The organism is Micromonospora sp. NPDC023869, assembly GCF_055559695.1.
Genome location: NZ_JBVHKD010000004.1, coordinates 314,831 through 337,853, shown reverse-complemented (window position 1 = coordinate 337,853; position 23,023 = coordinate 314,831). Strand labels below are relative to the sequence as shown.

Annotated in this window: 38 protein-coding genes; 5 read left to right on the top strand and 33 right to left on the bottom strand. The window is 70.2% G+C overall.

The genetic code is table 11. The features are described from left to right. Positions 1 to 36: 36 nt before the first annotated feature. From ACZ31C_RS14990 to ACZ31C_RS14910, 17 genes are all read right to left on the bottom strand, one after another. Complete coding sequence (locus tag ACZ31C_RS14990) at positions 37 to 312, bottom strand: WhiB family transcriptional regulator (RefSeq protein ID WP_465795746.1); 276 nt, start codon at positions 310 to 312, stop codon at positions 37 to 39. A gap of 20 nt (positions 313 to 332) precedes the next feature. Continuing rightward, positions 333 to 695: a DUF4326 domain-containing protein gene (locus ACZ31C_RS14985; RefSeq protein ID WP_465795745.1), complete on the bottom strand. Its 363-nt coding sequence runs from the start codon at positions 693 to 695 to the stop codon at positions 333 to 335. After that, positions 692 to 1,018 (bottom strand): hypothetical protein, encoded by a 327-nt coding sequence (locus tag ACZ31C_RS14980; RefSeq protein WP_465795744.1) that lies wholly within the window; start codon positions 1,016 to 1,018, stop codon positions 692 to 694. Before ACZ31C_RS14980 ends, ACZ31C_RS14985 begins: the two co-directional genes overlap by 4 nt. Next, entirely contained in the window at positions 1,015 to 1,587 is a 573-nt protein-coding gene (locus ACZ31C_RS14975) for a hypothetical protein (RefSeq protein ID WP_465795743.1), read from the bottom strand. The genes ACZ31C_RS14980 and ACZ31C_RS14975 overlap by 4 nt, the downstream gene beginning before the upstream one ends. Then, entirely contained in the window at positions 1,584 to 1,775 is a 192-nt protein-coding gene (locus ACZ31C_RS14970; RefSeq protein ID WP_465795742.1) for a hypothetical protein, read from the bottom strand. The genes ACZ31C_RS14975 and ACZ31C_RS14970 overlap by 4 nt, the downstream gene beginning before the upstream one ends. Then, positions 1,768 to 2,289 (bottom strand): hypothetical protein, encoded by a 522-nt coding sequence (locus tag ACZ31C_RS14965; RefSeq protein ID WP_465795741.1) that lies wholly within the window; start codon positions 2,287 to 2,289, stop codon positions 1,768 to 1,770. Before ACZ31C_RS14965 ends, ACZ31C_RS14970 begins: the two co-directional genes overlap by 8 nt. After that, positions 2,286 to 2,756: an ASCH domain-containing protein gene (locus ACZ31C_RS14960; protein ID WP_465795740.1), complete on the bottom strand. Its 471-nt coding sequence runs from the start codon at positions 2,754 to 2,756 to the stop codon at positions 2,286 to 2,288. Before ACZ31C_RS14960 ends, ACZ31C_RS14965 begins: the two co-directional genes overlap by 4 nt. Beyond that, positions 2,753 to 2,965, bottom strand: a complete 213-nt coding sequence (locus ACZ31C_RS14955) for a hypothetical protein (RefSeq protein ID WP_465795739.1) — start codon at positions 2,963 to 2,965, stop codon at positions 2,753 to 2,755. Before ACZ31C_RS14955 ends, ACZ31C_RS14960 begins: the two co-directional genes overlap by 4 nt. After that, a complete protein-coding gene (locus ACZ31C_RS14950) occupies positions 2,962 to 3,222 on the bottom strand; it encodes a hypothetical protein (RefSeq protein WP_465795738.1) in 261 nt (86 codons plus the stop codon). Before ACZ31C_RS14950 ends, ACZ31C_RS14955 begins: the two co-directional genes overlap by 4 nt. Beyond that, on the bottom strand, positions 3,219 to 3,596 hold the full coding sequence (locus tag ACZ31C_RS14945; RefSeq protein ID WP_465795737.1) for a hypothetical protein: 378 nt from the start codon (positions 3,594 to 3,596) through the stop codon (positions 3,219 to 3,221). The genes ACZ31C_RS14950 and ACZ31C_RS14945 overlap by 4 nt, the downstream gene beginning before the upstream one ends. Continuing rightward, the gene (locus ACZ31C_RS14940) at positions 3,593 to 4,081 is read right to left on the bottom strand and encodes a hypothetical protein (protein ID WP_465795736.1); all 489 of its coding nucleotides are present in this window, start codon (positions 4,079 to 4,081) and stop codon (positions 3,593 to 3,595) included. The genes ACZ31C_RS14945 and ACZ31C_RS14940 overlap by 4 nt, the downstream gene beginning before the upstream one ends. Positions 4,082 to 4,340: 259 nt before the next feature. Beyond that, positions 4,341 to 4,595: a hypothetical protein gene (locus ACZ31C_RS14935; RefSeq protein WP_465795735.1), complete on the bottom strand. Its 255-nt coding sequence runs from the start codon at positions 4,593 to 4,595 to the stop codon at positions 4,341 to 4,343. Continuing rightward, the gene (locus tag ACZ31C_RS14930) at positions 4,592 to 4,951 is read right to left on the bottom strand and encodes a hypothetical protein (RefSeq protein WP_465795734.1); all 360 of its coding nucleotides are present in this window, start codon (positions 4,949 to 4,951) and stop codon (positions 4,592 to 4,594) included. Before ACZ31C_RS14930 ends, ACZ31C_RS14935 begins: the two co-directional genes overlap by 4 nt. Further along, positions 4,951 to 5,736: a hypothetical protein gene (locus ACZ31C_RS14925; protein ID WP_465795733.1), complete on the bottom strand. Its 786-nt coding sequence runs from the start codon at positions 5,734 to 5,736 to the stop codon at positions 4,951 to 4,953. Before ACZ31C_RS14925 ends, ACZ31C_RS14930 begins: the two co-directional genes overlap by 1 nt. A 141-nt stretch (positions 5,737 to 5,877) precedes the next feature. Beyond that, positions 5,878 to 6,111: a hypothetical protein gene (locus ACZ31C_RS14920; RefSeq protein ID WP_465795732.1), complete on the bottom strand. Its 234-nt coding sequence runs from the start codon at positions 6,109 to 6,111 to the stop codon at positions 5,878 to 5,880. After that, on the bottom strand, positions 6,108 to 6,371 hold the full coding sequence (locus ACZ31C_RS14915) for a hypothetical protein (RefSeq protein WP_465795731.1): 264 nt from the start codon (positions 6,369 to 6,371) through the stop codon (positions 6,108 to 6,110). The genes ACZ31C_RS14920 and ACZ31C_RS14915 overlap by 4 nt, the downstream gene beginning before the upstream one ends. Then, positions 6,368 to 6,751: a hypothetical protein gene (locus tag ACZ31C_RS14910; protein ID WP_465795730.1), complete on the bottom strand. Its 384-nt coding sequence runs from the start codon at positions 6,749 to 6,751 to the stop codon at positions 6,368 to 6,370. The genes ACZ31C_RS14915 and ACZ31C_RS14910 overlap by 4 nt, the downstream gene beginning before the upstream one ends. 219 nt (positions 6,752 to 6,970) lie before the next feature. On the opposite strand from ACZ31C_RS14910, the gene ACZ31C_RS14905 reads away from it, so the two are divergent. Then, positions 6,971 to 7,162 (top strand): hypothetical protein, encoded by a 192-nt coding sequence (locus ACZ31C_RS14905; protein WP_465795729.1) that lies wholly within the window; start codon positions 6,971 to 6,973, stop codon positions 7,160 to 7,162. Here the strand turns inward: ACZ31C_RS14905 and ACZ31C_RS14900 are convergent, their stop codons facing one another. From ACZ31C_RS14900 to ACZ31C_RS14840, 13 genes are all read right to left on the bottom strand, one after another. Beyond that, positions 7,163 to 7,432, bottom strand: a complete 270-nt coding sequence (locus tag ACZ31C_RS14900) for a hypothetical protein (RefSeq protein WP_465795728.1) — start codon at positions 7,430 to 7,432, stop codon at positions 7,163 to 7,165. It abuts the gene before it with no gap. Further along, positions 7,429 to 7,713, bottom strand: coding sequence for a hypothetical protein (locus tag ACZ31C_RS14895; RefSeq protein WP_465795727.1), 285 nt, complete (start codon positions 7,711 to 7,713; stop codon positions 7,429 to 7,431). The genes ACZ31C_RS14900 and ACZ31C_RS14895 overlap by 4 nt, the downstream gene beginning before the upstream one ends. After that, a complete protein-coding gene (locus tag ACZ31C_RS14890) occupies positions 7,697 to 7,927 on the bottom strand; it encodes a hypothetical protein (RefSeq protein WP_465795726.1) in 231 nt (76 codons plus the stop codon). Before ACZ31C_RS14890 ends, ACZ31C_RS14895 begins: the two co-directional genes overlap by 17 nt. Then, complete coding sequence (locus tag ACZ31C_RS14885; RefSeq protein WP_465795725.1) at positions 7,924 to 8,421, bottom strand: hypothetical protein; 498 nt, start codon at positions 8,419 to 8,421, stop codon at positions 7,924 to 7,926. Before ACZ31C_RS14885 ends, ACZ31C_RS14890 begins: the two co-directional genes overlap by 4 nt. Then, the gene (locus tag ACZ31C_RS14880) at positions 8,418 to 8,696 is read right to left on the bottom strand and encodes a hypothetical protein (protein WP_465795724.1); all 279 of its coding nucleotides are present in this window, start codon (positions 8,694 to 8,696) and stop codon (positions 8,418 to 8,420) included. The genes ACZ31C_RS14885 and ACZ31C_RS14880 overlap by 4 nt, the downstream gene beginning before the upstream one ends. A 43-nt stretch (positions 8,697 to 8,739) precedes the next feature. Further along, positions 8,740 to 9,108 carry a hypothetical protein gene (locus tag ACZ31C_RS14875; RefSeq protein WP_465795723.1) on the bottom strand — a complete coding sequence of 123 codons (369 nt, stop codon included), beginning with the start codon at positions 9,106 to 9,108 and terminating at the stop codon, positions 8,740 to 8,742. Between the two features lie 172 nt (positions 9,109 to 9,280). Next, entirely contained in the window at positions 9,281 to 10,066 is a 786-nt protein-coding gene (locus ACZ31C_RS14870; RefSeq protein ID WP_465795722.1) for a DNA-methyltransferase, read from the bottom strand. Next, entirely contained in the window at positions 10,063 to 10,266 is a 204-nt protein-coding gene (locus ACZ31C_RS14865) for a hypothetical protein (RefSeq protein ID WP_465795721.1), read from the bottom strand. Before ACZ31C_RS14865 ends, ACZ31C_RS14870 begins: the two co-directional genes overlap by 4 nt. Then, positions 10,263 to 11,417 carry a DNA cytosine methyltransferase gene (locus ACZ31C_RS14860; protein WP_465795720.1) on the bottom strand — a complete coding sequence of 385 codons (1,155 nt, stop codon included), beginning with the start codon at positions 11,415 to 11,417 and terminating at the stop codon, positions 10,263 to 10,265. Before ACZ31C_RS14860 ends, ACZ31C_RS14865 begins: the two co-directional genes overlap by 4 nt. Then, complete coding sequence (locus ACZ31C_RS14855; RefSeq protein ID WP_465795719.1) at positions 11,414 to 11,677, bottom strand: hypothetical protein; 264 nt, start codon at positions 11,675 to 11,677, stop codon at positions 11,414 to 11,416. Before ACZ31C_RS14855 ends, ACZ31C_RS14860 begins: the two co-directional genes overlap by 4 nt. 80 nt (positions 11,678 to 11,757) lie before the next feature. After that, entirely contained in the window at positions 11,758 to 11,949 is a 192-nt protein-coding gene (locus ACZ31C_RS14850) for a hypothetical protein (protein WP_465795718.1), read from the bottom strand. Beyond that, complete coding sequence (locus ACZ31C_RS14845) at positions 11,946 to 12,146, bottom strand: hypothetical protein (protein ID WP_465795717.1); 201 nt, start codon at positions 12,144 to 12,146, stop codon at positions 11,946 to 11,948. The genes ACZ31C_RS14850 and ACZ31C_RS14845 overlap by 4 nt, the downstream gene beginning before the upstream one ends. Next, positions 12,146 to 12,655, bottom strand: coding sequence for a hypothetical protein (locus tag ACZ31C_RS14840; protein ID WP_465795716.1), 510 nt, complete (start codon positions 12,653 to 12,655; stop codon positions 12,146 to 12,148). Before ACZ31C_RS14840 ends, ACZ31C_RS14845 begins: the two co-directional genes overlap by 1 nt. Before the next feature lie 206 nt (positions 12,656 to 12,861). Between ACZ31C_RS14840 and ACZ31C_RS14835 the strand changes: the two genes are divergently transcribed. Continuing rightward, on the top strand, positions 12,862 to 13,281 hold the full coding sequence (locus tag ACZ31C_RS14835; RefSeq protein WP_465795715.1) for a helix-turn-helix domain-containing protein: 420 nt from the start codon (positions 12,862 to 12,864) through the stop codon (positions 13,279 to 13,281). Positions 13,282 to 13,293: 12 nt separating this feature from the next. Here ACZ31C_RS14835 and ACZ31C_RS14830 read toward each other — a convergent pair whose 3' ends face one another. Together ACZ31C_RS14830 and ACZ31C_RS14825 are read right to left on the bottom strand one after the other, a co-directional pair. Further along, positions 13,294 to 13,944, bottom strand: coding sequence for an MBL fold metallo-hydrolase (locus ACZ31C_RS14830; RefSeq protein WP_465795714.1), 651 nt, complete (start codon positions 13,942 to 13,944; stop codon positions 13,294 to 13,296). Between the two features lie 7 nt (positions 13,945 to 13,951). Beyond that, positions 13,952 to 14,668: a maleylpyruvate isomerase family mycothiol-dependent enzyme gene (locus tag ACZ31C_RS14825; protein ID WP_465795713.1), complete on the bottom strand. Its 717-nt coding sequence runs from the start codon at positions 14,666 to 14,668 to the stop codon at positions 13,952 to 13,954. A gap of 121 nt (positions 14,669 to 14,789) precedes the next feature. On the opposite strand from ACZ31C_RS14825, the gene rsgA reads away from it, so the two are divergent. From rsgA to ACZ31C_RS14810, 3 genes are all read left to right on the top strand, one after another. Next, positions 14,790 to 15,815 (top strand): ribosome small subunit-dependent GTPase A, encoded by a 1,026-nt coding sequence (gene rsgA, locus ACZ31C_RS14820; protein ID WP_465795712.1) that lies wholly within the window; start codon positions 14,790 to 14,792, stop codon positions 15,813 to 15,815. A gap of 131 nt (positions 15,816 to 15,946) precedes the next feature. Continuing rightward, positions 15,947 to 18,928, top strand: a complete 2,982-nt coding sequence (uvrA, locus tag ACZ31C_RS14815; protein WP_465795711.1) for an excinuclease ABC subunit UvrA — start codon at positions 15,947 to 15,949, stop codon at positions 18,926 to 18,928. A gap of 156 nt (positions 18,929 to 19,084) precedes the next feature. After that, positions 19,085 to 19,570 (top strand): Rieske (2Fe-2S) protein, encoded by a 486-nt coding sequence (locus ACZ31C_RS14810; RefSeq protein WP_396742869.1) that lies wholly within the window; start codon positions 19,085 to 19,087, stop codon positions 19,568 to 19,570. 60 nt (positions 19,571 to 19,630) lie between these two features. Here ACZ31C_RS14810 and ACZ31C_RS14805 read toward each other — a convergent pair whose 3' ends face one another. Next, positions 19,631 to 22,885 (bottom strand): penicillin acylase family protein, encoded by a 3,255-nt coding sequence (locus ACZ31C_RS14805; RefSeq protein ID WP_465795710.1) that lies wholly within the window; start codon positions 22,883 to 22,885, stop codon positions 19,631 to 19,633. Positions 22,886 to 23,023 lie beyond the last annotated feature (138 nt).

Genomic DNA, 23,023 nt, shown 5'->3' with positions numbered 1-23,023 from the left:
CCGCCCCGGTGGTGGGGCGGGCCATGCTGGTGGTGGTCATGCTTGATGGGCACACAGAACGCGAAGGCCACCGCGACGCTTCACCGCGCGGCGTTCCTCCTCGGACATACCGCCCCACACACCGGCGTCTTGGCCGGATTCGAGCGCCCATTGCAGGCACTGGTCGGTGACCTCGCAGCGGCGGCAGACGGCCTTGGCCTGCTCGACCTGCAACAGCGCCGGGCCGGAGGTGCCGATCGGGAAGAACAACTCTGGATCTTCGTCGCGGCAGACGGCGCGGTGTCGCCAATCCCCGGCGGGCTGGCTGGACATGCCGTACGCAGACCGGCGGCTCACGCGGACACCGTCTTGCGGGTGCGACGGTTGGCGCGGCGGATGAGGCTGTCGCCGTGGCACAGGTCGCCCGGCTTGCAGGCGCAGGCGAGATCCTTGCCGGCGAGCGTGTCGAGTTCGGCGAGGATCCGAAGTCGGCGGGCCGGTTCGACGTTGACAAACTCGGGTTCGCCGTCGAGCCAGGCGTCGAAGAATGCGACGCAGACTTTGCGGGCGTCGGCGTCGTTGTCGGCGAAGCCTTCCGAGATGCATTCGGTGAGCTTGAACGGGTTGCCCCATCGGCTGGTGCGGTCGACGATGACGGCGTTGTCGGGCCGCTTCCATCCGGCGGTTCGCTTGCGCTGGATCCGCTGTGGGCTCACGCCGCCACCTGCGCCGAGTAGCTGCCGTCCGGGGTCTTCCACTCCGTGTCGTTGCACCAGCGGCACTGCCGGTGGTCGCCGATCGGGGTGCCCGGCTCGCCGTTGTACTCCTGCCAGTGGTGGACGCACGTCTCGTTCAGGTACTGGCGCAAGTCCTTACGCAGCACGTCGAGGGCACTGCCCATGGGGGCGGACACGGCGAGCATGTTTTCCAGCCGCCACAGCCAACGCCGGTCGGTGGGGGTGTTGCAGGGTTCGCCGTCGGGGCCGGCGGTGTTGCGGAGCATGGCGTGGGCGCGGTCACGCCAGTCGGTGGCGGTCACGCGGCCACCTCCACAACGGTCCTCGGCTCCGACACCGGCTGGAACCGTGCCGCGATCCGCAACGCAGCCGCCACCACCGACTCCGGGATACCCGGACCGGCCGCCAAGTCCAGGAAGTCCGCGACCTCACCCGCCGCATCCGGGTGCCACGCCGCCATGTGGGCCACGTCGCCGGCCGTCGGGCGGGTGCAGTCGCCGCAGTACGTCTCTTCCTGGAAGTGGAAGATGATGCCCATGCGGTAGCCGTCGCGGGTGGGGCCGCCGAACAGCATCGGGGAGTTGTCGTGGCCGACGTCGCCGGCCCATCCGTTCGGCTGGCTGCCGGAGGGGGTGGCTTGTGCGGCGAGTTCGCGAATGTGCTGGGCGGCGGTGCGGAGGGTGTGGGAGTTCATGGCGGGCTCCTTCGGGGTGCGGGTGTAGTGCTGCCAGGCGGCGAGCTGGTCGGCGGACCGTTGGGCGGCGGCGGGCAGCTCGACTGAGGCGAAGTGGGGGAAGCCGCGCACAACAGCGGCCTCAGACACGGCGGCCTGACGGTCGCGGACCGCGAACCAGATGCTGTCGGGAGTCATCGGGTGGCTCCGATCGTGTCGTTGACGGCACGCGCCAACGCGGCCGACAAGTCGAGGGCGTCACCGGGGGTGAGCGGTCGGGCGTTGAGGTAGATGCCGCCGTCGTGGATGGCGACGGTGAAGGCGTCAGGGCCGACGGTGAACGGCAGCGGCGCGCGGACGGCCTCCATCTGGGCGAGATCAGGCATCGTCGCCCCCCGACAAGTCGGTGATCGTCAGTTCCAGCACACCCAGCGGACCGAACGGAGCAACACCCAGCGGGGCGCCGATCCGGATGTGCGGGCAGTCCTCGCAGTGCAGGAACCGGGGCGCATCGTCGGGCAGCAACCCCCAACCGGGGTGCTTCTTCGTGCCCGAGGTGAGCGCGTCGATGACGGCTTTGCACGTGGGATGCCAGTTGATGGGGTCACGTCGCCCGCCACGCCCGAACCGCAGCGACACGTCGAACCGGGCACGCTGCACCTCACCGCGCGGCAGGCGGGCGGCCATTGCGGCAGTGGTGGCGAGGTTCCGCCATTGGGTGGTGAGCTGGTGCTTCTTCCGCCATGAACCTTTGTCGCCGTTCATGGTGAGCCAGCCGGCGGCGGGCTTGTTGGGCCATCCGCCGGGCGGTTTGGGCTGTCCCGTCTTGCGGTGGGGGACGTAGATGGTGGGTGCGGGGAGGTGAAGCTTCCAGACGCGGGTGTCGGTCGCGGTGGTCACCGGGTCACCGCCTGGGGGATCTGCCATAGCGCCTGCGCGACGACGGTCTCGGGCGGGGTCCACACCCCGAGCGCACCCCGGCACGGCACCGGACGCGGCAACGGGCGGACATCGGCCAGCACCAGGTGCACCGCCCACCGGACACTGCGCGGCCCCGAATGCCAGTTCTCGCCCCACGGCGAGCAGCAGCCATGCTCGGCCCGGTCGTGCACGTCAACGAGGTTGGCGACGGCGATGACCGCGCCGACACCAGCCGCGATGTGGCTGCCGGGTTCCGGGTCGAGTAGGGCGACCACGCGCGGGTCGGTGTAGGCGTCGGCGGTGACAGCCTGCCCTTCGTGAATGAGCAGGATGCCTCGGTGGCTGGTTCCGGCACCCCGGTTTTCGATGCGCTTGGCGCCCGGCTGGGTGGAGGCGATGCAGGTACTCCACGGCCGGCGGACGGTGATGGCTCGGACGTCGGTCACGGCTTCACCACCTCTGCGTCGGTGTGGCTGCGCTCGGCGGCGTGCCGCGCCAGCATGTCGGTGTAGCTCTCCACCCCGGCGCATTCGTGACCGGCGGAGCGGTCGAACACCTTCTGCGCGTCACCGCGCCCCGTGGACGTCCAGCCGCAGTGCTGGCAGGTGACGCGGGCGGGGCGGCCGGAGCCGAAGAGGAAGAGTCGCTGCTTCATCCGGCCACCGCCGCGTTGACGGTGATGGCCGGGTCGTCGGCCCGGTACAGGCGCACCACCTGCCAGCCCTTCGCAGCAGCCAGCGACAGCACGTCCTCCCACCGGTAGCACTCTTCGTCGCTGACCCCGTACCACTGCTGGCCGCGCTCGTCGAAGTGGGTGTTGTCGCGCTCGAACACGTAGGGAATGAGGGCGTTGGCGGGGTCGAATACGCCGACTAGGGCGCGGTCCGGCGGCTCAGGCATCGGCGCGGTCATCGTCCGCTCACCGTCCTGGCCGGCACATTCCCGGCGCGCTGCGACTCGGCCAGATCCGTGTACGCCTGCGTAAGCGTCAACACGCTCGCCCTGGCTCCCGCATACCGGTCATGCCAGTGCTTCGCGTTCGCCTTCTCGGCAGCCAGATCGGATGCCGGAACCAGCGCACCCGACGTGCCAGCCGACAGGTACGCCACCACGGCGATCACATCCGCCTCGTCGATCTGCACGGAAGGTCCGTCGTTGCCGCCGGGCGGGGCGATCCACGCCGACAGTCGGCCGTCGTCGGTGCGCTCGATGTTCAGGGTGGCGCCGCGACCGTCGGCAACGGTGAGGGCGGTGAACTGGTCACCGTTCACGAGGTGGGCGGTCACGACCGCACCCCCGCCCCGAACGCGCGGGCCACGGCCACCGCCGTCTTCTCCGCCGCATCCATACCCGACCAGCCGTGCTCGTCATGGTTGACGGACGCCACCACCGTGCCGTTGACGTGGATCTCGATGTGCTCGTCATCCGGCCGCTCCACCGACACCGAAGGCGCACCCGCCGCAGCGTTCAGCCCGGCAGCCATCGCCCGAGCCTGCGCGAACCGCACCGCCGCCGACTCGGCCTCGTTGCCCTCGCCGTCGATGTACAGCTCCAACTCGAACACCTGATCCCCGGCCCAGTAGACGCCGTCCGGCAGCCGCAGCCCGCCGTCGTCTTCGATTAGGGCCGCCGAGCCACGGACGACGCCAATACGCACCTCGCCGTCGGCGCCGACGTCTTCGGCGGCGTCCTCGGCGCTCTGGTAAACCCAGCCGTCAACGGACGCCAGGTAGGCGACCCACGGGCTGTTGTTGCTGGTCTGGTTGGTCATGGGGTGACCTCCTCGGTCGTGGGGGAGAGGGAAGAAGAGGCCCGTCGGGCATCCGTGGAGTCGAAATCGGGAAGCGGCTCGACTGTCGACACGTGGAACCTCTGCACAGGAACGGCGGGAGTCCACCGGGTTGGCTTGAACGTCGACCGCACAGCCTTGCCCGCAGACTCGGCGGTAGCGGCCCGTTTGCGGCCCACCTTGGCGAGCGGCTGCCGGGCGCCCGGCAGGGGGGTGCGGCGTGCGAGCGGACCAGAACGCTTCACTTCGCCTCCTCAAGGTCGGTGATGCCGGTGAACCGGCGGACAGACAGCCGGGCACCGGACGCACGCAGCCGGCGGTACTCGGCCACGAGTGCGCGAGCCGATCCGGCGGTGACCAGCGGAGACCGGCGCACACCGAACCGCTCCACGTAGCCGCAGTTGTCACACCGGTAGCTGCGCTCAACCAAGTCGGCGGCGAGCAGCTTCGAGTCGCGCGGGCAGCGCAACGTCTCGTTGTCCAGAAGGTCGGTCACGGCGCCATCCCCGGCCCTCCGAGCGCGATCTCGGCGCGGATCGCCGCCCCGTAGCTGCGCCCCACATCGATGCGGGTTTTGATGGCGTCGAGGCGCCGCCGGAGGTGGCGGACCAGCGCGTCCGCCACCTCCGCGTCCAGACGAACCGTCTCCGTGGAGATCACTGCGAGGTGCTTGCGTGCCTCGATCGAACCTTCGGCGGCCATGAACGCCCGCGAAAAGGCCAAGTCGGCGGCCACGCGCTTCTCGGTGGCGTCACGGTCGGCCATCTCAAGCTGGTCGACGGTGGCGTCCAAGTCGCGGGACAGCTTGGCGAGCTGCTTCGCCACGTCGGTGGCGTTCGCCGGGGCGGACATCAGGCGGACGCCTCAACCGGCGCCGAACGGCGGGGCTGCTGGGTGCGCAACTCCGTGTCGCGGGCCACGATCGCGGCCTTGAGGGTCTTCGCCTGCTCCGGCGACATGGAACCCTCATCCTCGTACTTGTCAACCAGGCCGGCGAGGTTGTCGAGGGCCTCCTTGGTGGTGGCGGTGGCGATGGCCCGCCGCCCCTGCTCCATGCGCTGCTCGGCGGTCATCTCGCTTCCGCGTCCCACCGGTCGGGCGTTCTCCCACTCACCTGCCGTGGGCTGCGACTGGTGCTGGTCTCCGCCGTCGGTGGGGTCGTCCTTGAACTTGGCACCCCACAGGTCGAGGGCGACACCGAACCTCATGCCGGCGTTGCGCAGCGCGTCGCCGATGGCTTCCTTGATGGCGTCGGGGCCTTCTTTGCCGTTGGCGTGTCCGTAGCCAGGTCGGGTGACACCGGCGATGGTGAGGCGAATCCACAGCCCGCCCGCCCGGTCGATGAGCGGGAGGCCGTCGGTGCCGAACGCCATCGGCTCCCAGTTCCATTCGGGGTCGACGGCCAGGAACCGGTCGGTGGTTTCGGCGTGCCCGACGTAATCGAGGTGCAGGTGCGCAGAGGTGATGTTGTTGTTGCACTCCCGGCACCTGACCTTGGTGTGCTGGTCGCAGGTGCGTCCGCTGCGCTGGTTGTCGCGGCACGCCTTGCAGTAGACGCGGGGGAGCTTGCCGATCAGGTCGGCGGGGAACGGTTCGCGGAGCGCCTTGGCAACTTCCGCGTTCATGGTCACGCCCATGGGTGGCTCCTGTCGTTCAGATGCTGGTGGGGAGGCGGGTGGGGCACGGCGGCAGGTAGCAGGGGACAGGCAGGACAGGTCCGGGCGGTGGGATCGGCACACCCGGCTGCGGCTGCGGACGGTCGGTGACAGTCGGGGCGGTCACTGGTGGCCTGCCAGCACCGCGTGGGCCACCCGCAACGCCATCCGCGTGTCACCTGGGCTGTCCACACACCCCAGGTCGCCGTCGGCCGATTCGAGGTCGATAGCGTGGGACTCCACCCAGTCGGCGACCGTCGCATCCACGTCGGGGCGGGCGTACGGGTTCGGGTTGCCGGGGACAGCGGTGGCGCGCAGTCGTGCGGCGGCGGCGCGCAGGATCTCGATGTCGGTCACGCGTCGCCGCCTTCGGGGCAGTCGCCGCAGTCCGGGCCGGTCGCACCCTCCGGACCGCAGTAGCGGCACTGCCCGGCCAGCCACACCGCCCGCTCCCGCTCCAACCCGTCACGCAGCAGCCGGTCCGCGTCGGCGTGGCAGCGCTGCTCGTAGGCGGCGATGAGGGCAAGGTCACCGGGCAGGGTGGGGTGGCCGTCATCCATGCGGGTGAGAGCGTCGGCGGCGGCAGCCACGTTGAAGACAGGAGCCGGGGCGGTCACAGTCGCTCGCCGCCCGTCACATTCCGCATCGTGCGGATGTCTTCCTCACGCGCAGACAGCATCAACTGCCACTGGCCGTCGATCTCGGCGTGCAACTGGACGCGCGGCGCACCACCCTCAGCAGGCACGCCCAGAACGTGCTGGGAGAAGGCGAAACCACGGTGCGGGTACGACACCTGATGGGCGGGGACCGTCTCGACATGCCCGGACATCCAGGTGATCTCGTACTGCTGGATCGGGCCACGGTTGAACCACGTAAGGCCGTCGGCGTCCTGGTGCTCGTCGTCGTGGCCTTTGCCGAGGATGCAGGGCTTGTTCTTGCGCCCGCTGATGTAGAGGTTGCACAGCATGTCGGCGACCGTCAGATCGGTTTCGGGCATGACTCATCGACTCCGGAGGTAGGAGGTTGGGATTGCGCGATGTAGGTGGGCGCTAGTGCTGAGCTGCTGCGCCTGTGAGGTCTGGTTGACCTCCAACAGCCACCACTCTACTCTCATTCCTCAGGACTTTCTAGGTAGTTCCTTAGGAATTTCGGAGGAGTAATGGGCGACATGCAGCGGACCTCAGGAAGTCCGCACGAAGACCTGTACGATCCGGCCGTGGCGACCATCAAGCGACGCACCGTCGAAGACGCCCGCAGAGACCTCGGGCGACTCATCGACGCAGGCGCGGCAGGTGAGCTGGACGAACACAGCCCCGTGTCGAAGCACAGCCGCGTGGGCGTCGTGATCGTCCCGATCGAGTGGTACCGCCGCGCCCGGGAAGCCCTCGGCGAGCCCACCGACCTGTAGCTAGCCACGGTGACCGCCCCGCTGACTCGGCACTACCGACGCCCGCCCCACCGCATACTGCGGCTCCGGCATCGGCTCACCCGTGCACGGATGCCACACACCCTGCGGCACCCCGTACGCGGCACGCACCGCACCCACCTCGGCCACCAGCTCCCGGTAGGCGCGACGGCGGGCAAACCGCAGCCACAACCACACCGCGCCGGCAGCGAACAGCAGCAGCCCGACCCCGTAGCCGACCCAGCCCGGATCGGCGAACTGAAACTCGTTCACCGGTGCAGCACCTTCGTCGGCTCATCCACCGGACGGCGCGGGGCAGGAATCTCCACCCTGATCTGCCGGTCGCCCGACGGCAGCTCGACCGTCTCCGCGCACTCCACCTGACGGCACGACTCCACCACCGGCGGCGGCGCAGACTCCGGTCCGGCCGGCTGCGGGCGGCCAGCCCACACCCCGGCCAGGAACACCCCCGCCGACCACACGACCGCGCTGAGAAAACCGACCAGCGCCACGGCGGGGGACAGAACGAGGTACAGGTCATTCGGCGTCGGCATGGGCGGACTCCTTCACAGGCAGAACAGCAGGGAAAGCGCGGGCGCGGACAGCCACGCGGTGGGCGTAGAAGGCGGCAAGTTCACGGCGCATCCGGGCGTTCTCCCGCACAAGCAGCCGCATCTGCGCCTCAAGGGCACGAATACGCAGCGCCGCATCGACCCGCCCGGTGAGGGTGGGGAAGTAGGCGACAAGCAGACGGGTTAGCCGGTTCACGACGCACCCTCACGCAGCATCGCCGGCAACACAGTCGTCTTCTCAAACCGCAAACCCTCATGCAGCGCCCGCAGGGCCGCATCGTCGTCCCGGAGCTTGCGGTCAAACGGCACCGACAGGGACGCCCGCCCGGCGGCCGGGTAGCCGACCTGCGCAAACGCCTCATCGACGGCAGGCTTATGGTCGGACAACACGACCGGGGCCGACGCCACCAGACGATCCGGCTCGGACGCGGGCTCAGGCTTAGGCCGGGTGGCGCGGTGACGACCGTGAGCCAGATAGCGGCCCGCGCCAGGCATGACGGAAACCCAACCCTCAGCGGCTTCCCGCACCCGGGCCAACAACTGGCCGAACTCGGCATCAACGCGCTCGTTGTCGAGTCGGGCCGCCCGCTGTTCCTCCCACGACCACTTGACGAGCAGGGTGGTCATGGTGGCGACGACGACCGCGATCACGGCGATGTAGGTGCAGAGGAAAGCCTGCTCGAACTTCACGACGTCACCCGCTGCCGTGTCAGTGTTCGCGGGATGCGGTTCGCGCGGTTCTTGTCCGACACGTTGCGTTGCCCCGTGTACGGGCGCGAGTTGGTGGCCGGGGCGCCGGGCGTCGGCAGCACCTGGGTCAGGTCCGCGTACACGTCAGAGGCGCGGACGAGACTGCCGGGGGCAGGCGTGGCGCGTCCGGTGACGGTCGGGACGGCGGCCACCTCCACCGGAGTGTGGTCACGCTGCGTGAAGTGTCCGGTTGCGTTATGCAAGATGCGTCGCATCTGCGAGTAGTACGAAGCCATGCGAAACTCCCCTCGGAACGGGTTAAGCGGTGATGGTGAACGGATGCACAGGTGAGGCGGCATCCGTGCCGTTCGAGTTGCGGTCCAGCGAGGACCAGTCCGGGCGCAGACGGGCGTCATCGGCGAACCGGCCCGCGTGGGCGTCTTCCCACCAGCGGCGCTGCTCGACCAGCAGATGCTCCACATCGGCGGCGGCCTGCTCCGCCTCGGCGCGCCACACGTCGGCCCGACCCTCCGCGTCGACCAGCAGGCCGTGGCCGGTCGCGCGGCCGATCACCCACGACGCCGCCATGCCCATGCCGGCAGCACCCAGCCACCAGCCGGCCACACCGAACAGGACACCCGCCGCGAACGAGACGGCAAGCAGAATGGCGGCGCGACGGCGAGTCACCGGCCACCTCCGGCGGGCACAATCTCGGCTGTCCGGCGCCCCAGCCGCACTGTCTCAAGGCGGGCGAGCCGGGCCAGAAGCCGCAGCGCATCCGGCATCTCACCCGGCCCGATCGGCACCACCAGCGGCGGACGCCCGGCCGTAGCCGACGTGAGAAGCAACACCCGGGGGATCACGCCGCCACTCCCAACGGCAGAACATCCTGAGCTAGCCGACGGGCGGCCATCTCGCAGTAGTGCTCGGACTTCTCAATGCCGATGCCACGGACGCCAGCCTCCTTCGCTGCGACCAGCGTCGTACCGGTGCCGGCGAACGGGTCAAGCACGGACCGGGCACCAGAGGTGTCGATAGCCTTGGCCGGCAGGCCGACGGGAAACGGCGCCGGATGCCCGTAGTCCTCGCGGGCCATACCGAGACGCCACACGTCGCCCGCACCGGACGCCGAGTGGTCGCGCAGCTTGAAGTCGGGCTTGGCGAACAGAAACACCCACTCCGCCACACCGGCGTAGTGGCGGCGGTTGACGCCAATGCCAGTGCCCCGGTCCCAAGTGATGATCTGCCGAAGCGGGAGACCGAACTGGAGGCCGAGTGGAATCCGGACGATGCCGTGTTCGACCCGCTGCTTGTGGTTGTAGTAGATCGCCCCGTCGGACGGGATCAACTCCCACATGAGTCCCAGGCAGTCGCGCTGCCATGCGTCGTACTCGTCCTGCGGCATGGCGTCGTCGTGGTTGGCGTAGCCGTCGCGGAACCGGCCACCCTTGTTGTTGCCGCCGGGCCGGTACATGCCACGCCCGTTGCCGCCTGGGGTGAGACCCATGTTGTATGGCGGTGAGGTGACGATGATCTGGCCGAAGTCGGGGTTGGCGAGGCCGTTGACCCATTCGCCCATAACTTCCTCGGCCTTGCCGTGGTAGAGGGTCACAAGGTCGTCGGCGTAGTAGGGAGCAGTGGTCATCGGGCACCCCCGAACAGCAACGCCAGCCAGCCGTTGCCGATAGCCCACACACCCAGCGCCGTCACGGCGGCAGCGATGACGCCGACACCGATCAGCCAGCGGGTGGTGTGGCGGGCTTCGATGCGGCGCCACTCGGCGTCAGACGCTCGCCGCTCCGACTCGCCGAGGTTGGGGATCGCGTCCGGGTTGAAGGCGCTCACGCCGCCACCCCCAATTCGGCGCCAGTCGGGACCCCAGCGGCGGCGGGAACTCGACCGACAGCGACACCCGGCGGGACGGCGTTGCCGACCTGGAGGAACTGCGATGTCTTGTTGCCGTGCCACGGGTAGTCGGCGGGGAACGACTGGAGGATGGCGGCCTGCTCGACGGTGACGCGGAGGGCGTCCTGCTCGAACTGGCCCTCGCCACCGGCGCGGTCCATGTGGGTTCCGGTGGGCTCGTCGAGTCGGCGGGTGCAGGCGTTCTCGTTGGTGTTGTTCCGCAGTGCCCACTGGCACAGGTCGGCTCGGCCGGTGATCGTGACGGCGGGCTCGGAGTCGAGGCGTTCGGCCCGACCATCCCCGGCCACCGACTGGCCCGAGACGAGGGCCCAGCGGTGCGCCTCGCCGGTGACCGTCGGGGCAGGCTCGTCGCTCTCCCGGTTGCGGCGCTCGCCGTGTTCGGCGATCCAGGCGGGGCTGTCGCGGCGGTTGCGGAAGGTGCCGTCCCAGCCGAGCGCGTCGGCCATCGACACCCACGGCAGGCGGGCACCGAACAGGACACCGGCGGGCGGGTCCTGCTCGTGGGTGGTCTCCGGCTGGTAGACGGGCCGCACCCGGGAGGCGATGAGGATCGCCCGCTTGCGGGTCTGCGGCACCCCGTAGTCGGCGGCGTTGAGGACACCCACCCACACGCTGTAGCCCCAGCCGCGCAGCACGTCGCCGATGTGCCGCCACAGGTCGAGCACCGGGGGCACCTGCTCCAGGCACACCCACTCGGGGCGTAGGTCGCGGATCCAGCGGACCGGCTGGGCGGCGTGGTGGGAGCGCGGGTCGGCCCACCCGCCGCCGGGGTGGTCGGCGCCGGCCGCGTACTCGTCGACGAGCTGGTGCACGCGCGCCTTGTCCTGCTCGCCAGCCCGTTTCCCGGCCATCGACCACGCCTGGCAGGGCGGGGAGGCGATCAGGCCGGTGAATCTGCCGGCGAACGGGGCGGTGGGGTAGGTGGCGATGTCGCAGCGGATGCGGGGGTGACCGGCGCGGACGGCGGTGACGCAGGCGTCGTGCCAAATCTCTAGGCCAACGGTGGTGAGCCCGAGGCGGCGCGCCCCCTCGTCCCAGCCTCCGGCACCGGCATACAGATCGATGATCACGCCGCCACCCCGCGATCCTCGGCCGCATACCGGCGGGCCGCGTCCACGTCGAAGTCGAGCGCGAAGTTCGCGGCCAGCCAGTCCGGGTCGGCCGTCAGATACACGTCGACCAGTTCGGCCGGCGACTTGCACGGCCGGGCGCGGAAGACGCGGCAGAACAGGTCAGGTGCAGCCCACGCGGCGTCATCCGACGGCGACGGCAGCGTGACGGAGGGTGAAGTGTCACCCGAACGGGTGATGTGCAACGATGAGAAAGTCATTCGATCCTGTCCCTTCACTGGATCGGGGTGACGGTCTTCGGGACGCCTGCCGGGTCGCATCCGGTGGGCGTCCAGCCGTCTCAGGTGGTGTTCGTGGCCCGCTTGAGGCGCAGCGCCTGCTCCCGCCCATCGAGCAGCCGGAGCGCTTCCGCCTCATCGGTAGCGATCGTCGGCATCCAGTCGCCGATCCGGTCGACGGTGAAGCCGGGCATGGTGAGCAGTTCGATGGCGGTGCCGGCGGGGCGAGTGATCACGCGCGGGGTGGTGTTCACGCGGCTTGCTTCCGCTGGGCGGGGACGGCGGGCGCGGTGGTGGCGTTGCGCCGGTCGGCCATCGCGTTGGCGGTCGGCAGGATCCGGGCCAGTGCCGCCAGCGTCTCGTCGGTGACCGGCCACACTGCGGCCTCTTCGGCGGCGAGCCGGTCCATCTCGTCCTGTAGGCGAGGATCGGTGAGCGCGTAGTGGGCCATCAGTTATCACCCGTCCGGGAAGTGGCACGTAGCACGGCCTCAGCGGCGACGGTGGCCGCTTCGAGGGCATCCCGTCGGGCGCGGGTCGCGGCGTGCTTGCGGCGGGCCATGTCGGCGTACTGCTCGCTGGTGGCGACGTCCACACGGCGGGCAAGCTCGTCCGGATCGGTGGCGGCCAGGTGTCCATCGGGGTCGATCCGGCGAATCAGCTTTTCGCGCTTCGCGGCACGGGCCTGTTCGAGAAGGGCGTGACGTTGAGCCGAGGGTGGCTTCTCGGGGAACAGCCTGTCCAAGCCAATACCTGTACGCCTGCGTAGACGCAGGGCGTGACGCATGTAGCTGGCATCCGGGCTGTCGAAAAGGCGTTGCAGCGTCCGCAGCGGCACACCCGTGATGGAGGCAACTTCGTCCTCGGTGGTGACGCCGAGCGCGGTCTTCAACAGCTTCCATCGGGGATCTTGCGACACCCTGTGTGTGCCGTGCGCGTGCGGTGTCTGTACCTCATGCATGAGGTACAGAGTGTCATACGTGACGTGCAAGGGGCAACGGGTTGCATCAGTGTCGTCTAGTTGTCTTCATCGATGGGTAACGGCATGATGACAGAAAGCATCCGCTGGTCAGCCAGGCAAAACGGGGAGCACACCCAATGCATTACATGCGAGACGCATCATATGCGAGTGGTTCCGCCAGCACCGACAAGGCATATCGTGACCCCGTGGCGGCAGAAGAAAACGACAGCGGGAAACGCTTCGCGCGTCTACTCCGCGAACACCGAGAACGAGCCCGACTACGACAAGAAGACGTCGCAGAAAAATCAGGCGTCAGCCTATCCACCATTCAACGCTGGGAAGCCGGCTCCGCCCGCAACCCCAAACCCGCCGAAGTGCAAGCCGTGTGCCGCGTACTCGGCCTCTCCACCGTCATAGCCGGCGTTGCCCTCGGCTACCTCGCGCCCGCCGACGTCGAGTACCTACCCCCACCACCACGACCCCAAGACCCCACCATCGAGGAAGCCATCGCCATCCTCGAAGACCCCGACATGCCCGACGCCACCAAGCAGGCAGCCCTGCACTACCTGCGGTATCTGCACAGCACAAGGCCCGACCCCGCAACACGGGATCGGGCCGCCTCCTAGATCACGCCGGGCCTACCAGCCGCGTGCCCTCCACTCGCCCAGGTGCGGACGCTCCGCACCCAGGGTCGAGTCGGCACCATGCCCCGGATAGAACCACGTCTCATCCGGAAGCCGCCCGAAAACCTTCCCTTCCAGGTCGTCCATCACCTGCCGAAACGACTCCGGATCTGTTGTCCTCCCAGGACCCCCAGGAAAGAGGCTGTCGCCGGTGAAGAGGTGCCCGGTGCCGGCCGGGTCGCGGTAGAGCAGCGCCACCGAACCCGGCGTGTGCCCCTTGATGTGAATGACCTCCAGCGTGCAGTCACCCACCGGCACCGTGTCCCCGTCGGCCAGGGTCTGCGCCTCGATCGGCAGCCCCTGGGCGTCGTCGGCGTGCACCAGCGCGCGGGCCCCGGTCTTGGCGACGACCTCCTCCAGCCCCACCCAGTGGTCCATGTGCTGGTGGGTGGTGACCACGGTGCGCAGCCCGCCGTCACCGATCAGCTCCAGCAGCCGGGGCGCCTCGTTGGCGGCGTCGATCAGCACCTGATCACCGGTGTGCCGACAGCGCAGCAGGTACGCGTTGTTGTCCATCGGACCGACCGACACCTTGGTGATGGTCAGGGCGTCGAGTTCGCGTACGGCCGGCGGGCCGCCGGGGGTGACATCTCCGCTGTAGGTCATCGTCTTCCTAGATCCATTCCGGTGGGCGGGGCAGGTCACCGTCGGGGGTGACGGTCAGGGCGGTGCCGGTGCTGCGGCCGGTCAACCAGGCGGCGAGTTCCGACGCCGGACCGGTGACGACGGGCGCCCCCGCGCGCTCGCCCACCACCAGTTCGTGGCCGGCGCCGTCGAAGCGCAGCACCATCGGCGGCGCGTCGTCGCGGCCGGCGAAGCCGTTGGCCACCTCGTGCAGCAGCCGGTGGCCGAAAGTCGGCGACCAGTCCGCCGGTCGGTAACCGGCGGCCAGGTCGACGTGGTGGATCTCCAACTCCCGGAGTCGTCCCCAGACCAGCAGGGCGGCCGGCCAGGGACCCCGTCGGGTCTCGACGGTGGCCGCCCAGGCCGGCACCGGCATCGCGGCGACCGCCTCGGTGAAGCGGTCCGCGCTGCGGCGCAGGTCGTCCAGGTGCTCCTCGGGCGGGCGGGTTGCGCCGGTCTCGATGTCGGCGTCGCGGGTGTCGAGGCTGGCGTACATCGGGATCGGCTCGCCGGTGCGCGCCGAGGTGAGCAGGTTGACGAATCCGTCGGCGTTGCGACAGAGGTGGGCCAGGACGTGGCCGCGGGTCCAGCCGGGCAGCAGCGACGGTGCGGCCAGGTCGTCGGTGTCGAAAGCGGCCGCCGTCCGCAGCAGCCGGGCGGTGGCGTCGGTCACGTCACCGGTCAGTAAAAGGGGATCCGTCGTCACGTTCCGACCCTAGCCGTCCGGGCGTGCCGCGTCGCCGGGGAATTCACTTCCGGCGGGGCGTCGCCGGGCCTACCGTCTGCGGTGACTGACGACGCCGGAGTGGAAGAGGTGGCGGTCGAGCATGAATATCACGTTGACCGCCCTGGGCTGGGACGCCGAGCGGGCGGCGCACCTGCGACGGATCCGTACCGATCATCGTCCGGGCCGGGTGGCCCGGGTCGACCGTGGGGTCTGCACCGTCCTGACCGAGGCGGGGCCGGTGCGCGCCACCTCGGGTGGGGCGGTGCTGGTCGCCGCCGCGGGTGACCCCACCCGGCTGCCCGGTGTGGGTGACTGGGTGCTGCTCGGGCGCTGGCCCGACGCCCGGATCACGGTGGAGGCGGTGCTGCCCCGGCGTACCGCGTTGGTGCGACGCACCGCCGGCAAGGACGCCGCCGGTCACCTGCTGGCCGCCAACCTGGACGTGGCCGCCGTGGTGGAGGCGGTGCACCCGGAGCCGGACGCCGCTAGAGTCGAGCGGCTGCTGGCGCTGGCCCACGAGTCCGGCGCCCGTCCCCTGGTGGTGCTGACCAAGACCGACCTGGCGGCCGACCCGGCCGCGGTGGCGCGGCAGCTCGCGGCACTCGCCCCCGGGGTGCCGGTGCTGCCGGTCAGCGCCGAGCGCGGGACCGGTCTGGACCCGTTGCGCGCCGAGGTCGGCGCCGGTCGCACCCTCGGCCTGCTGGGGCCCTCCGGTGCGGGCAAGTCGAGCCTGGTCAACGCGTTGGCCGGGGCGACGGTGATGCCGACCCAGGCGATCCGGCGGGTGGACGGCAAGGGCCGGCACACCACCACCTGGCGGGCGCTCGTGCCGCTGCCGGGCGGTGGGGCGGTGGTGGACACCCCCGGCGTCCGGGCGGTCGGTCTGCTCGACGGCGCGGCCGGGCTCGACCGGGCCTTCGGCGACATCGCCGCCCTGGCCACCGAGTGCCGGTACGGCGACTGCGGGCACGAGGCCGAGCCGGGCTGCGCCGTGCAGGACGCGCTGCGGGCGGGCGAGCTGACCGCCCGGCGCTGGGAGAGCTGGCGGCGGTTGCACCGCGAGATCGCTCACGAAACCCGGCGGCGCGCCGCCCGGCGGCCCCGCCGTCGGGGCAGATTGTCGTAGGGCGGGTCTACAGTTGCCGGGGCGCTTTTTCGGCGCCGGCACAACCGCTGGGGCACCCCCCCATAACCTCGGGTTCGACCCGAAAGCGGACAGATCTTCCTTCGTCATTCTCACCCGGGAGTACACGGACCGTGGCCGACCGTTTGATCATTCGTGGCGCACGTGAGCACAACCTGCGTGACGTCAGCCTCGACCTGCCCCGGGACGCCCTGATCGTGTTCACCGGGCTGTCCGGGTCGGGCAAGTCGAGCCTGGCCTTCGACACGATCTTCGCCGAGGGGCAGCGCCGTTACGTCGAGTCGCTGTCGTCGTACGCGCGGCAGTTCCTCGGCCAGATGGACAAGCCGGACGTCGACTTCATCGAGGGGCTGAGCCCGGCGGTCTCGATCGACCAGAAGTCGACCTCGCGCAATCCGCGCTCGACCGTCGGCACCATCACCGAGGTCTACGACTACCTGCGGCTGCTCTTCGCCCGGGTCGGCGTGCCGCACTGCCCGGTCTGCGGCGAGCGGATCTCCAAGCAGAGCCCGCAGCAGATCGTCGACCGGGTCCTGGCGATGGCCGAGGGCACCCGCTTCATGGTGCTCGCCCCGGTGGTGCGCGGCCGCAAGGGCGAGTACGTCGACCTCTTCGCCGAGCTGCAGTCCAAGGGGTACGCCCGGGCCCGGGTCGACGGGGTGGTGCACCAGCTCACCGACCCGCCGAAGCTCAAGAAGCAGGAGAAGCACACCATCGAGGTGGTGATCGACCGGCTCAGCGTCAAGCCGAGTGCCAAGCAGCGGCTGACCGACTCGGTCGAGGCCGCGCTCGGGCTCTCCGCCGGGCTGGTGCTGCTGGACTTCGTCGACCTGGCCGAGGACGACCCGGACCGGGAGCGTCGCTACTCCGAGCACCTGGCCTGCCCGAACGACCACCCGCTGGCGATCGAGGACCTGGAGCCCCGGGTCTTCTCCTTCAACGCGCCGTACGGTGCCTGCCCGGAGTGCACCGGCCTGGGCACCAAGAAGGAGGTCGACCCGGAGCTGGTCGTCCCGGACCCGGAGCGCAGCCTGCGCGAGGGCGCGATCCAGCCCTGGGCGACCGGACACAACCTGGAGTACTTTCTGCGGCTGCTGGAGGCGCTCGGCGAGGCCGAGCACTTCACCGTCGACACCCCGTGGCGGGCGCTGCCGTCGCGGGCGCAGAAGACCATCCTGCACGGCTCCGACGACCAGGTGCACGTGCGCTACCGCAACAAGTACGGCCGGGAGCGCTCGTACTACACCGGCTTCGAGGGCGTGGTGCAGTGGATCGAGCGCCGGCACTCCGACACCGAGTCGGAGTGGTCCCGGGACAAGTACGAGGGGTACATGCGTGACGTGCCCTGTGCGGCCTGCGGCGGTGCCCGGCTCAAGCCGGAGGTGCTCGCCGTCACGCTGGCCGGGCGCAGCATCGCCGAGGTGTGCAACCTGTCCGTCGGCGAGTGCGCCGACCTGCTGGCCGGCATCGAGCTGACCGACCGGCAGAAGCTGATCGCCGAGCGGGTGCTCAAGGAGATCAACGCCCGGCTGCGGTTCCTGCTCGACGTCGGTCTGGACTACCTCTCCCTGGACCGGGCCGCCGGCACGCTCTCCGGTGGTGAGGCGCAGCGCATCCGGCTCGCCACCCAGATCGGTTCCGGCCTGGTCGGCGTGCTCTACGTGCTGGACGAGCCGTCGATCGGGCTGCACCAGCGCGACAACCACCGGCTGATCGAGACCCTGGTCCGGCTGCGCGGCCTGGGCAACACGCTGATCGTGGTCGAGCACGACGAGGACACCATCCGCACCGCCGACTGGATCGTGGACATCGGTCCCGGCGCCGGGGAGCACGGCGGGAAGATCGTGCACAGCGGCTCGGTGCCGGAGCTGCTGACGAACCCGGAGTCGATGACCGGGGCGTACCTCTCCGGTCGCCGGGAGATCCCGATCCCGGCAGGGCGTCGCCCGCAGACGCCGGGCCGGGAGCTGGTGGTGCAGGGCGCCCGCGAGCACAACCTGCGCAACCTGACGGTGAGTTTCCCGCTGGGCCAGTTGATCGCCGTCACCGGGGTCAGCGGGTCGGGCAAGTCGACCCTGGTCAACGACATCCTCTACGCGGTGCTGGCCAACCAGATCAACGGTGCCCGGCTGGTGCCCGGTCGGCACACCCGGGTCGGCGGGCTGGAGCACGTGGACAAGGTCGTCGGGGTCGACCAGTCACCGATCGGTCGGACGCCACGCTCGAACCCGGCGACGTACACCGGCGTCTGGGACCACGTGCGCAAGCTGTTCGCCGAGACCACCGAGGCCAAGGTCCGCGGGTACGGGCCGGGCCGGTTCTCGTTCAACGTCAAGGGCGGGCGCTGCGAGGCGTGTTCCGGCGACGGCACCATCAAGATCGAGATGAACTTCCTGCCCGACGTGTACGTGCCGTGCGAGGTCTGCAAGGGCGCCCGATACAACCGGGAGACCCTGGAGGTGCACTACAAGGGCAAGACCGTCTCCGACGTGCTGGAGATGCCGATCGAGGAGGCGGCGGAGTTCTTCTCCGCCATCCCGGCCATCCACCGGCACCTCAAGACGCTCGTCGACGTGGGCCTGGGCTACGTCCGGCTGGGCCAGCCGGCGCCGACGCTCTCCGGCGGTGAGGCGCAGCGCGTCAAGCTCGCCTCCGAGCTGCAGAAGCGGTCCACCGGACGGACGGTGTACGTGCTCGACGAGCCGACCACCGGCCTGCACTTCGAGGACATCCGCAAGCTGCTGCTGGTGCTGGAGGGGCTGGTCGACAAGGGCAACACGGTGATCACCATCGAGCACAACCTCGACGTGATCAAGAGTGCCGACTGGCTGATCGACATGGGCCCGGAGGGCGGCCACCGGGGCGGCACGGTGCTCGCCACCGGCACCCCGGAGGAGGTCGCCGAGGTCACCGAGAGCCACACCGGGCAGTTCCTGCGGAGCGTGCTCAAGCTCGACGGCACGGCCAAGGGAGCGAAGGCGGCCACCGCCCGGGCCGCCAAGGCCAACGGCGCCAAAGCCGGCGGTGCCAAGGCCAACGGTGCGAAGGCGACCGGGGCCACGACGCGCGCTCGCAAGGCGGCCGCCACCCGCTGATCGGCAGGCGCGGCCGTCGCCCGTGACGACGGCCGGGCCACCCGTTGGGGTACGCCCGAGTGGCCGATCGGGTGAACCACCGGGCAGAGTGGTGCGTGTCGTGAGATGTAGCCACGGATCATGCACGGTGGTAGCCGAACAGAGAAGCGAGGCAGCATGAGTGACGAACAGGTGCTGGCCGGACCGGACACGCGTACCCGGCGGAGCCTGCTGACCGGCGTGGGCGCGGTCGGTGCGGCGGTGGTGCTGGCCGGGTGCGGTGGCGGTGACGACTCCGGTGACGGCGCGGCCCCGACCAGCGGCGGCCCGGAGGTCACCAACACCGGTGACCCCGGCGGCGGAGACCGTGAAGGGGCCCAGTCACTGGCCAGGACCGCCGACATCCCGGTCGGCGGGGGAGCGGTCTTCGCCGCGCAGGGCGTGGTGATCACCCAGCCCAGTGCCGGCGAGTTCAAGGGATTCGACCCGATCTGCACGCACCAGGGCTGCCCGGTGTCGAACGTCGACGGCGGGACGATCAACTGCACCTGTCACGGCAGCAAGTTCTCCATCGAGGACGGCTCGGTCAAGGCCGGGCCGGCGACCACCGGCCTGCCGGCCAAGGAGGTCAAGGTCGACGGAGACCAGATCTCGCTGGCCTGACCGGGGCACGTGAGTACGGGCGCGGCCGGGGCGATCTCGCCCCGGCCGCGCCCGTCTGTGTCACTGCGCGTACGCGGACATCTCCCACAGCGAGAAGCCGTACGTAGTGGCTCGGCTGAGCCCGTACACCCGCACGTAACGGGCCTGTTGTGGAGCGAATGTCAGCACGTCGGTGCCACCGTCGCCGGCCGTGGTCGACCAGACCGTCCGCCAGGTGCCGCCGTCGTCGGAGACCTCGACGCGGTACGACCGGGCGTACGCAGACTCCCACGCCAGGACCACCCGGCCGACCTGCCGCACCGAGCCCAGGTCCACCCGCAGCCACTGGTTGTCCGACCAGGAGCTCGCCCAGCGGGTGTTCAGGTCACCGTCGACGGCGCGGGCGGCGCCGTTGCCGAGCTGGCTGCTGGAGGCGGTCACCGGCCGACCGGTGGCCAGGTTGGTCACCGCGTCGCCACGTCGGGCCGGGAACGACACCACCTGCTGGTAGGTGGGGCGGTTCTGCCAGGCGATGGTGGCGTGCTTGATCCCGCCCAGTGGCGACTGGACGATCGCGTCCGCGCACCACTGGTCCCCGGCGGCGCAGGTGGCGTCGCCCGGGTAGGTCTGGGCGGCCGGGGTCGTCGACGCGGTGCGCAGCGTGTCCAGCAGCACCTGACGGCACGTACCCAGGTTGCCGGCGCCGCAGAAGGTCCGCCCGGGGCCTGCGGCGACCGGGTCACCCAGCACCGCCCGCAGGTCCTTGTCGACGTAGCCCCACCAGCCGTACTGGAACGCCGATCCCTTGTGGGTCTGCGCGCTGTTCGCCGAGGACGGCAGGTTCGACACGTCGCCCTGTTGTAGGCCGGACGGCGACTCGTTGATCTGCATCGCGTTGATCACGGACTGGTAGAGGTCGGTGCCGAGCTGGTCGCGGAACATGCCCCGCACCAGCAGCGGCCACCAGGCGTCGAAGGTACGGATCGCCTCGGCGTGCTGGTACACCTTGGAGCCCTTGGCGGTCTCCACTCGCAGCGCGCCCGCCTGCCGCCAGGCCTTGAGTCGGGTGATCTCGGTGGTCAGGGCGCTGTCGGTGACCGGCTGGCTCTCCAGCACCCGGATCAGCTCGCCGAGCACCTCGGCGCCGCGCAGGTCGGTCAGCCCGGCCTTCTGCACCAGCTCGGTCAGAGAGGCGCGGTCGAACTTGCGGCCCGCCGAGATGGCCGCCTTCATCGGCTTGTCCAGCAGGTCGCCCCGGTGTACGGCGCCGAAGCTGAAGTTGCCGTCGGCGGCGCCGAAGTCCTTGGCCTGCTTGTTGTTCCAACTGATGTAGTAGTCCTGGTTGATCGACTGCGGGTGGGCCGCACGCGGCGCGTACCGGGCGGTGCCGGTCGCCGGGTCGAAGTCCTGCCACTCGTAGGCGCGCTCGGCCTTCATCGGCAGGTTCGGGTTGCTGCCGGCCGCCCGCACCGGGTTGAGCCCGGAGTTGAAGTACGCCGACTGGGTGGAGTTGACGTAGAACCAGTTGAAGGCGTACTCGACGTTGTGCGCGGAGGTGAGGAACGCCTCGGCGGAGCCCATCTGGGTCGGGTCGTTGAACATCTGGAAACCGATGGCCGAGTCGGCCTCGCGACCGTAGGTGGAGCGAAGCTGGGTGAACGCGTGCGGCACGCCGCCCACCGTGCCACGCCACCCCACCAGGCCCAGCTTGGTACGCCAGGCGACCAGCTTGTACGACCCGGCGGCGGTGCCGTCGGCGACGGTCGGGGTCCACCGGTTGACCCGGGACAGCTCCTCCATCGCCAGGCACTGGCCCCGGAACAGGTAGTGGTTGCTGGACAGCGTCGGCGTACCGCCGCCGGGGACGCAGAGCGGCACCGCGTACGTGTCGGTGATGTCGTGGATCGAGGAGGTGGCGCTCCACGCGTAGTCCTGACCCCGGCCGAGCAGGACATAGAGGTTGAGTCCGGCGAAGGCGGCGCCTCGGGCGCTGATGCCCGGTCCCTGCAACTCCTGCACCATCAGCAGTTGCGGGGAGAAGTAGCCGGTCTGCGGCCCGAAGACGGCGATCGGATGCCCGGTGGCCGAGTGGGCGGCGGAGACCACGGCCGCGTTGGACATGCCCCGGTGCGCCGGGTCGATGGTCAGCCCGGAGAGCGCGGCGGCCAGCTCGGAGCTGCGGTTCGAGGTGGTGGCGGCGGTGGCGGAGCCGGTCGGGTCGGTGAAGATCGGCTCGACCCGGGCCGACCCGGCGTCCGGCAGGACCACGCTGGACGCGTTCGGTGAGGCGTCACCGTACGGGAAGCTCTGCCCGTCGTGCAGGGTCAACACCGTCTCCGGGTCGTTCTGCCCCCGGAAGGCGTTCCACACCCGGTCGCCCTCGGTCGGGCCGAACTTGGCCCGGGAAGCGATGCGGACCAGCGCCGACTGCATCTCGGTGCCGCCACCACCGCCGAACAGGCCGCCGACCACCCCGGCGATGGCGATCAGGTCGGTCATCACGAACGGCTTCGGCCCACCGGCGTTGGTGATCGCGTCGAGGTGACCGGTCAGCACGTACTCGCCGGGGCAGTTGCGGTTGGCCATGCAGGTCTGGATGTAGGCGTTGACCCCGGCGACGTACTCCTGCACGTCGGCGTAGAGCTGCTCGCCGCGCGCCCCGCCCTTGCCGCGCAGCGCGTTCACCTGGGCCTGCAGGTCCGCCTCCGTGTACGGGGAGGTACGCCACACGCTCTGCTCCAGCGCCCGGTTGCCGGGTGCGCCACCGGCGAACGGGGTCAGCGTGCCCCGTCCGACGTGCCGCAGCAGGTCCATCGTGAAGAGTCGGTCCTCGGCTCCGGCGTAGCCGGCGCCGTACATGGTGCCGCCCCGGGTGGTGCCGGTGATGTGCGGGACGCCGTTGGTGCGGTCGCGCACGATGCGGACGTCGGAGCGCGGGGAGTAGTCGCGTTCGACCTGGCTGGGGGCGACGCCGAAGGAGGCGTCCCGGAAGAACGTGCTGACCTGGTCCTCGCGCAGCCCGGCGTAGCCGTAAACCAGGTTGGCGTACGTGTCGAGCTGGTCGGCGGAGTGCCGGGGCAGAGTGCCGAACGCCTGGTTGCCCAGGACCTCGACGAGGGTGGCGTTGCCGTTCTGGCCGGGCGGCAGGATCTCGGAGCACTCGCCGAGGCAGTAGTCGTTGCCGGCGAAGGCGCTGGCGACGTTCACGGCGAGGGTGCCGGCGTCGGGGACGGGGGTGGCGGTGGCGGGGGACGACACGCCGACGAGCGCGGTGGCGACAGCGAGGGCGGCGGTCGCACCGGCGAGCAGCCGGCGGGTGGCGGTGTGACCAGGCATGGCGATCCTCTGTGGACGGGGGACCATCGGGCGGGATCATTACGTGAAGAACATTCGGTTACTGGATGGTAGGCGTCGGCACCCGAGATTGGAAGGCGTCAATCGCGACTCCCCGGTACGCCGGACCCACGCGGACGC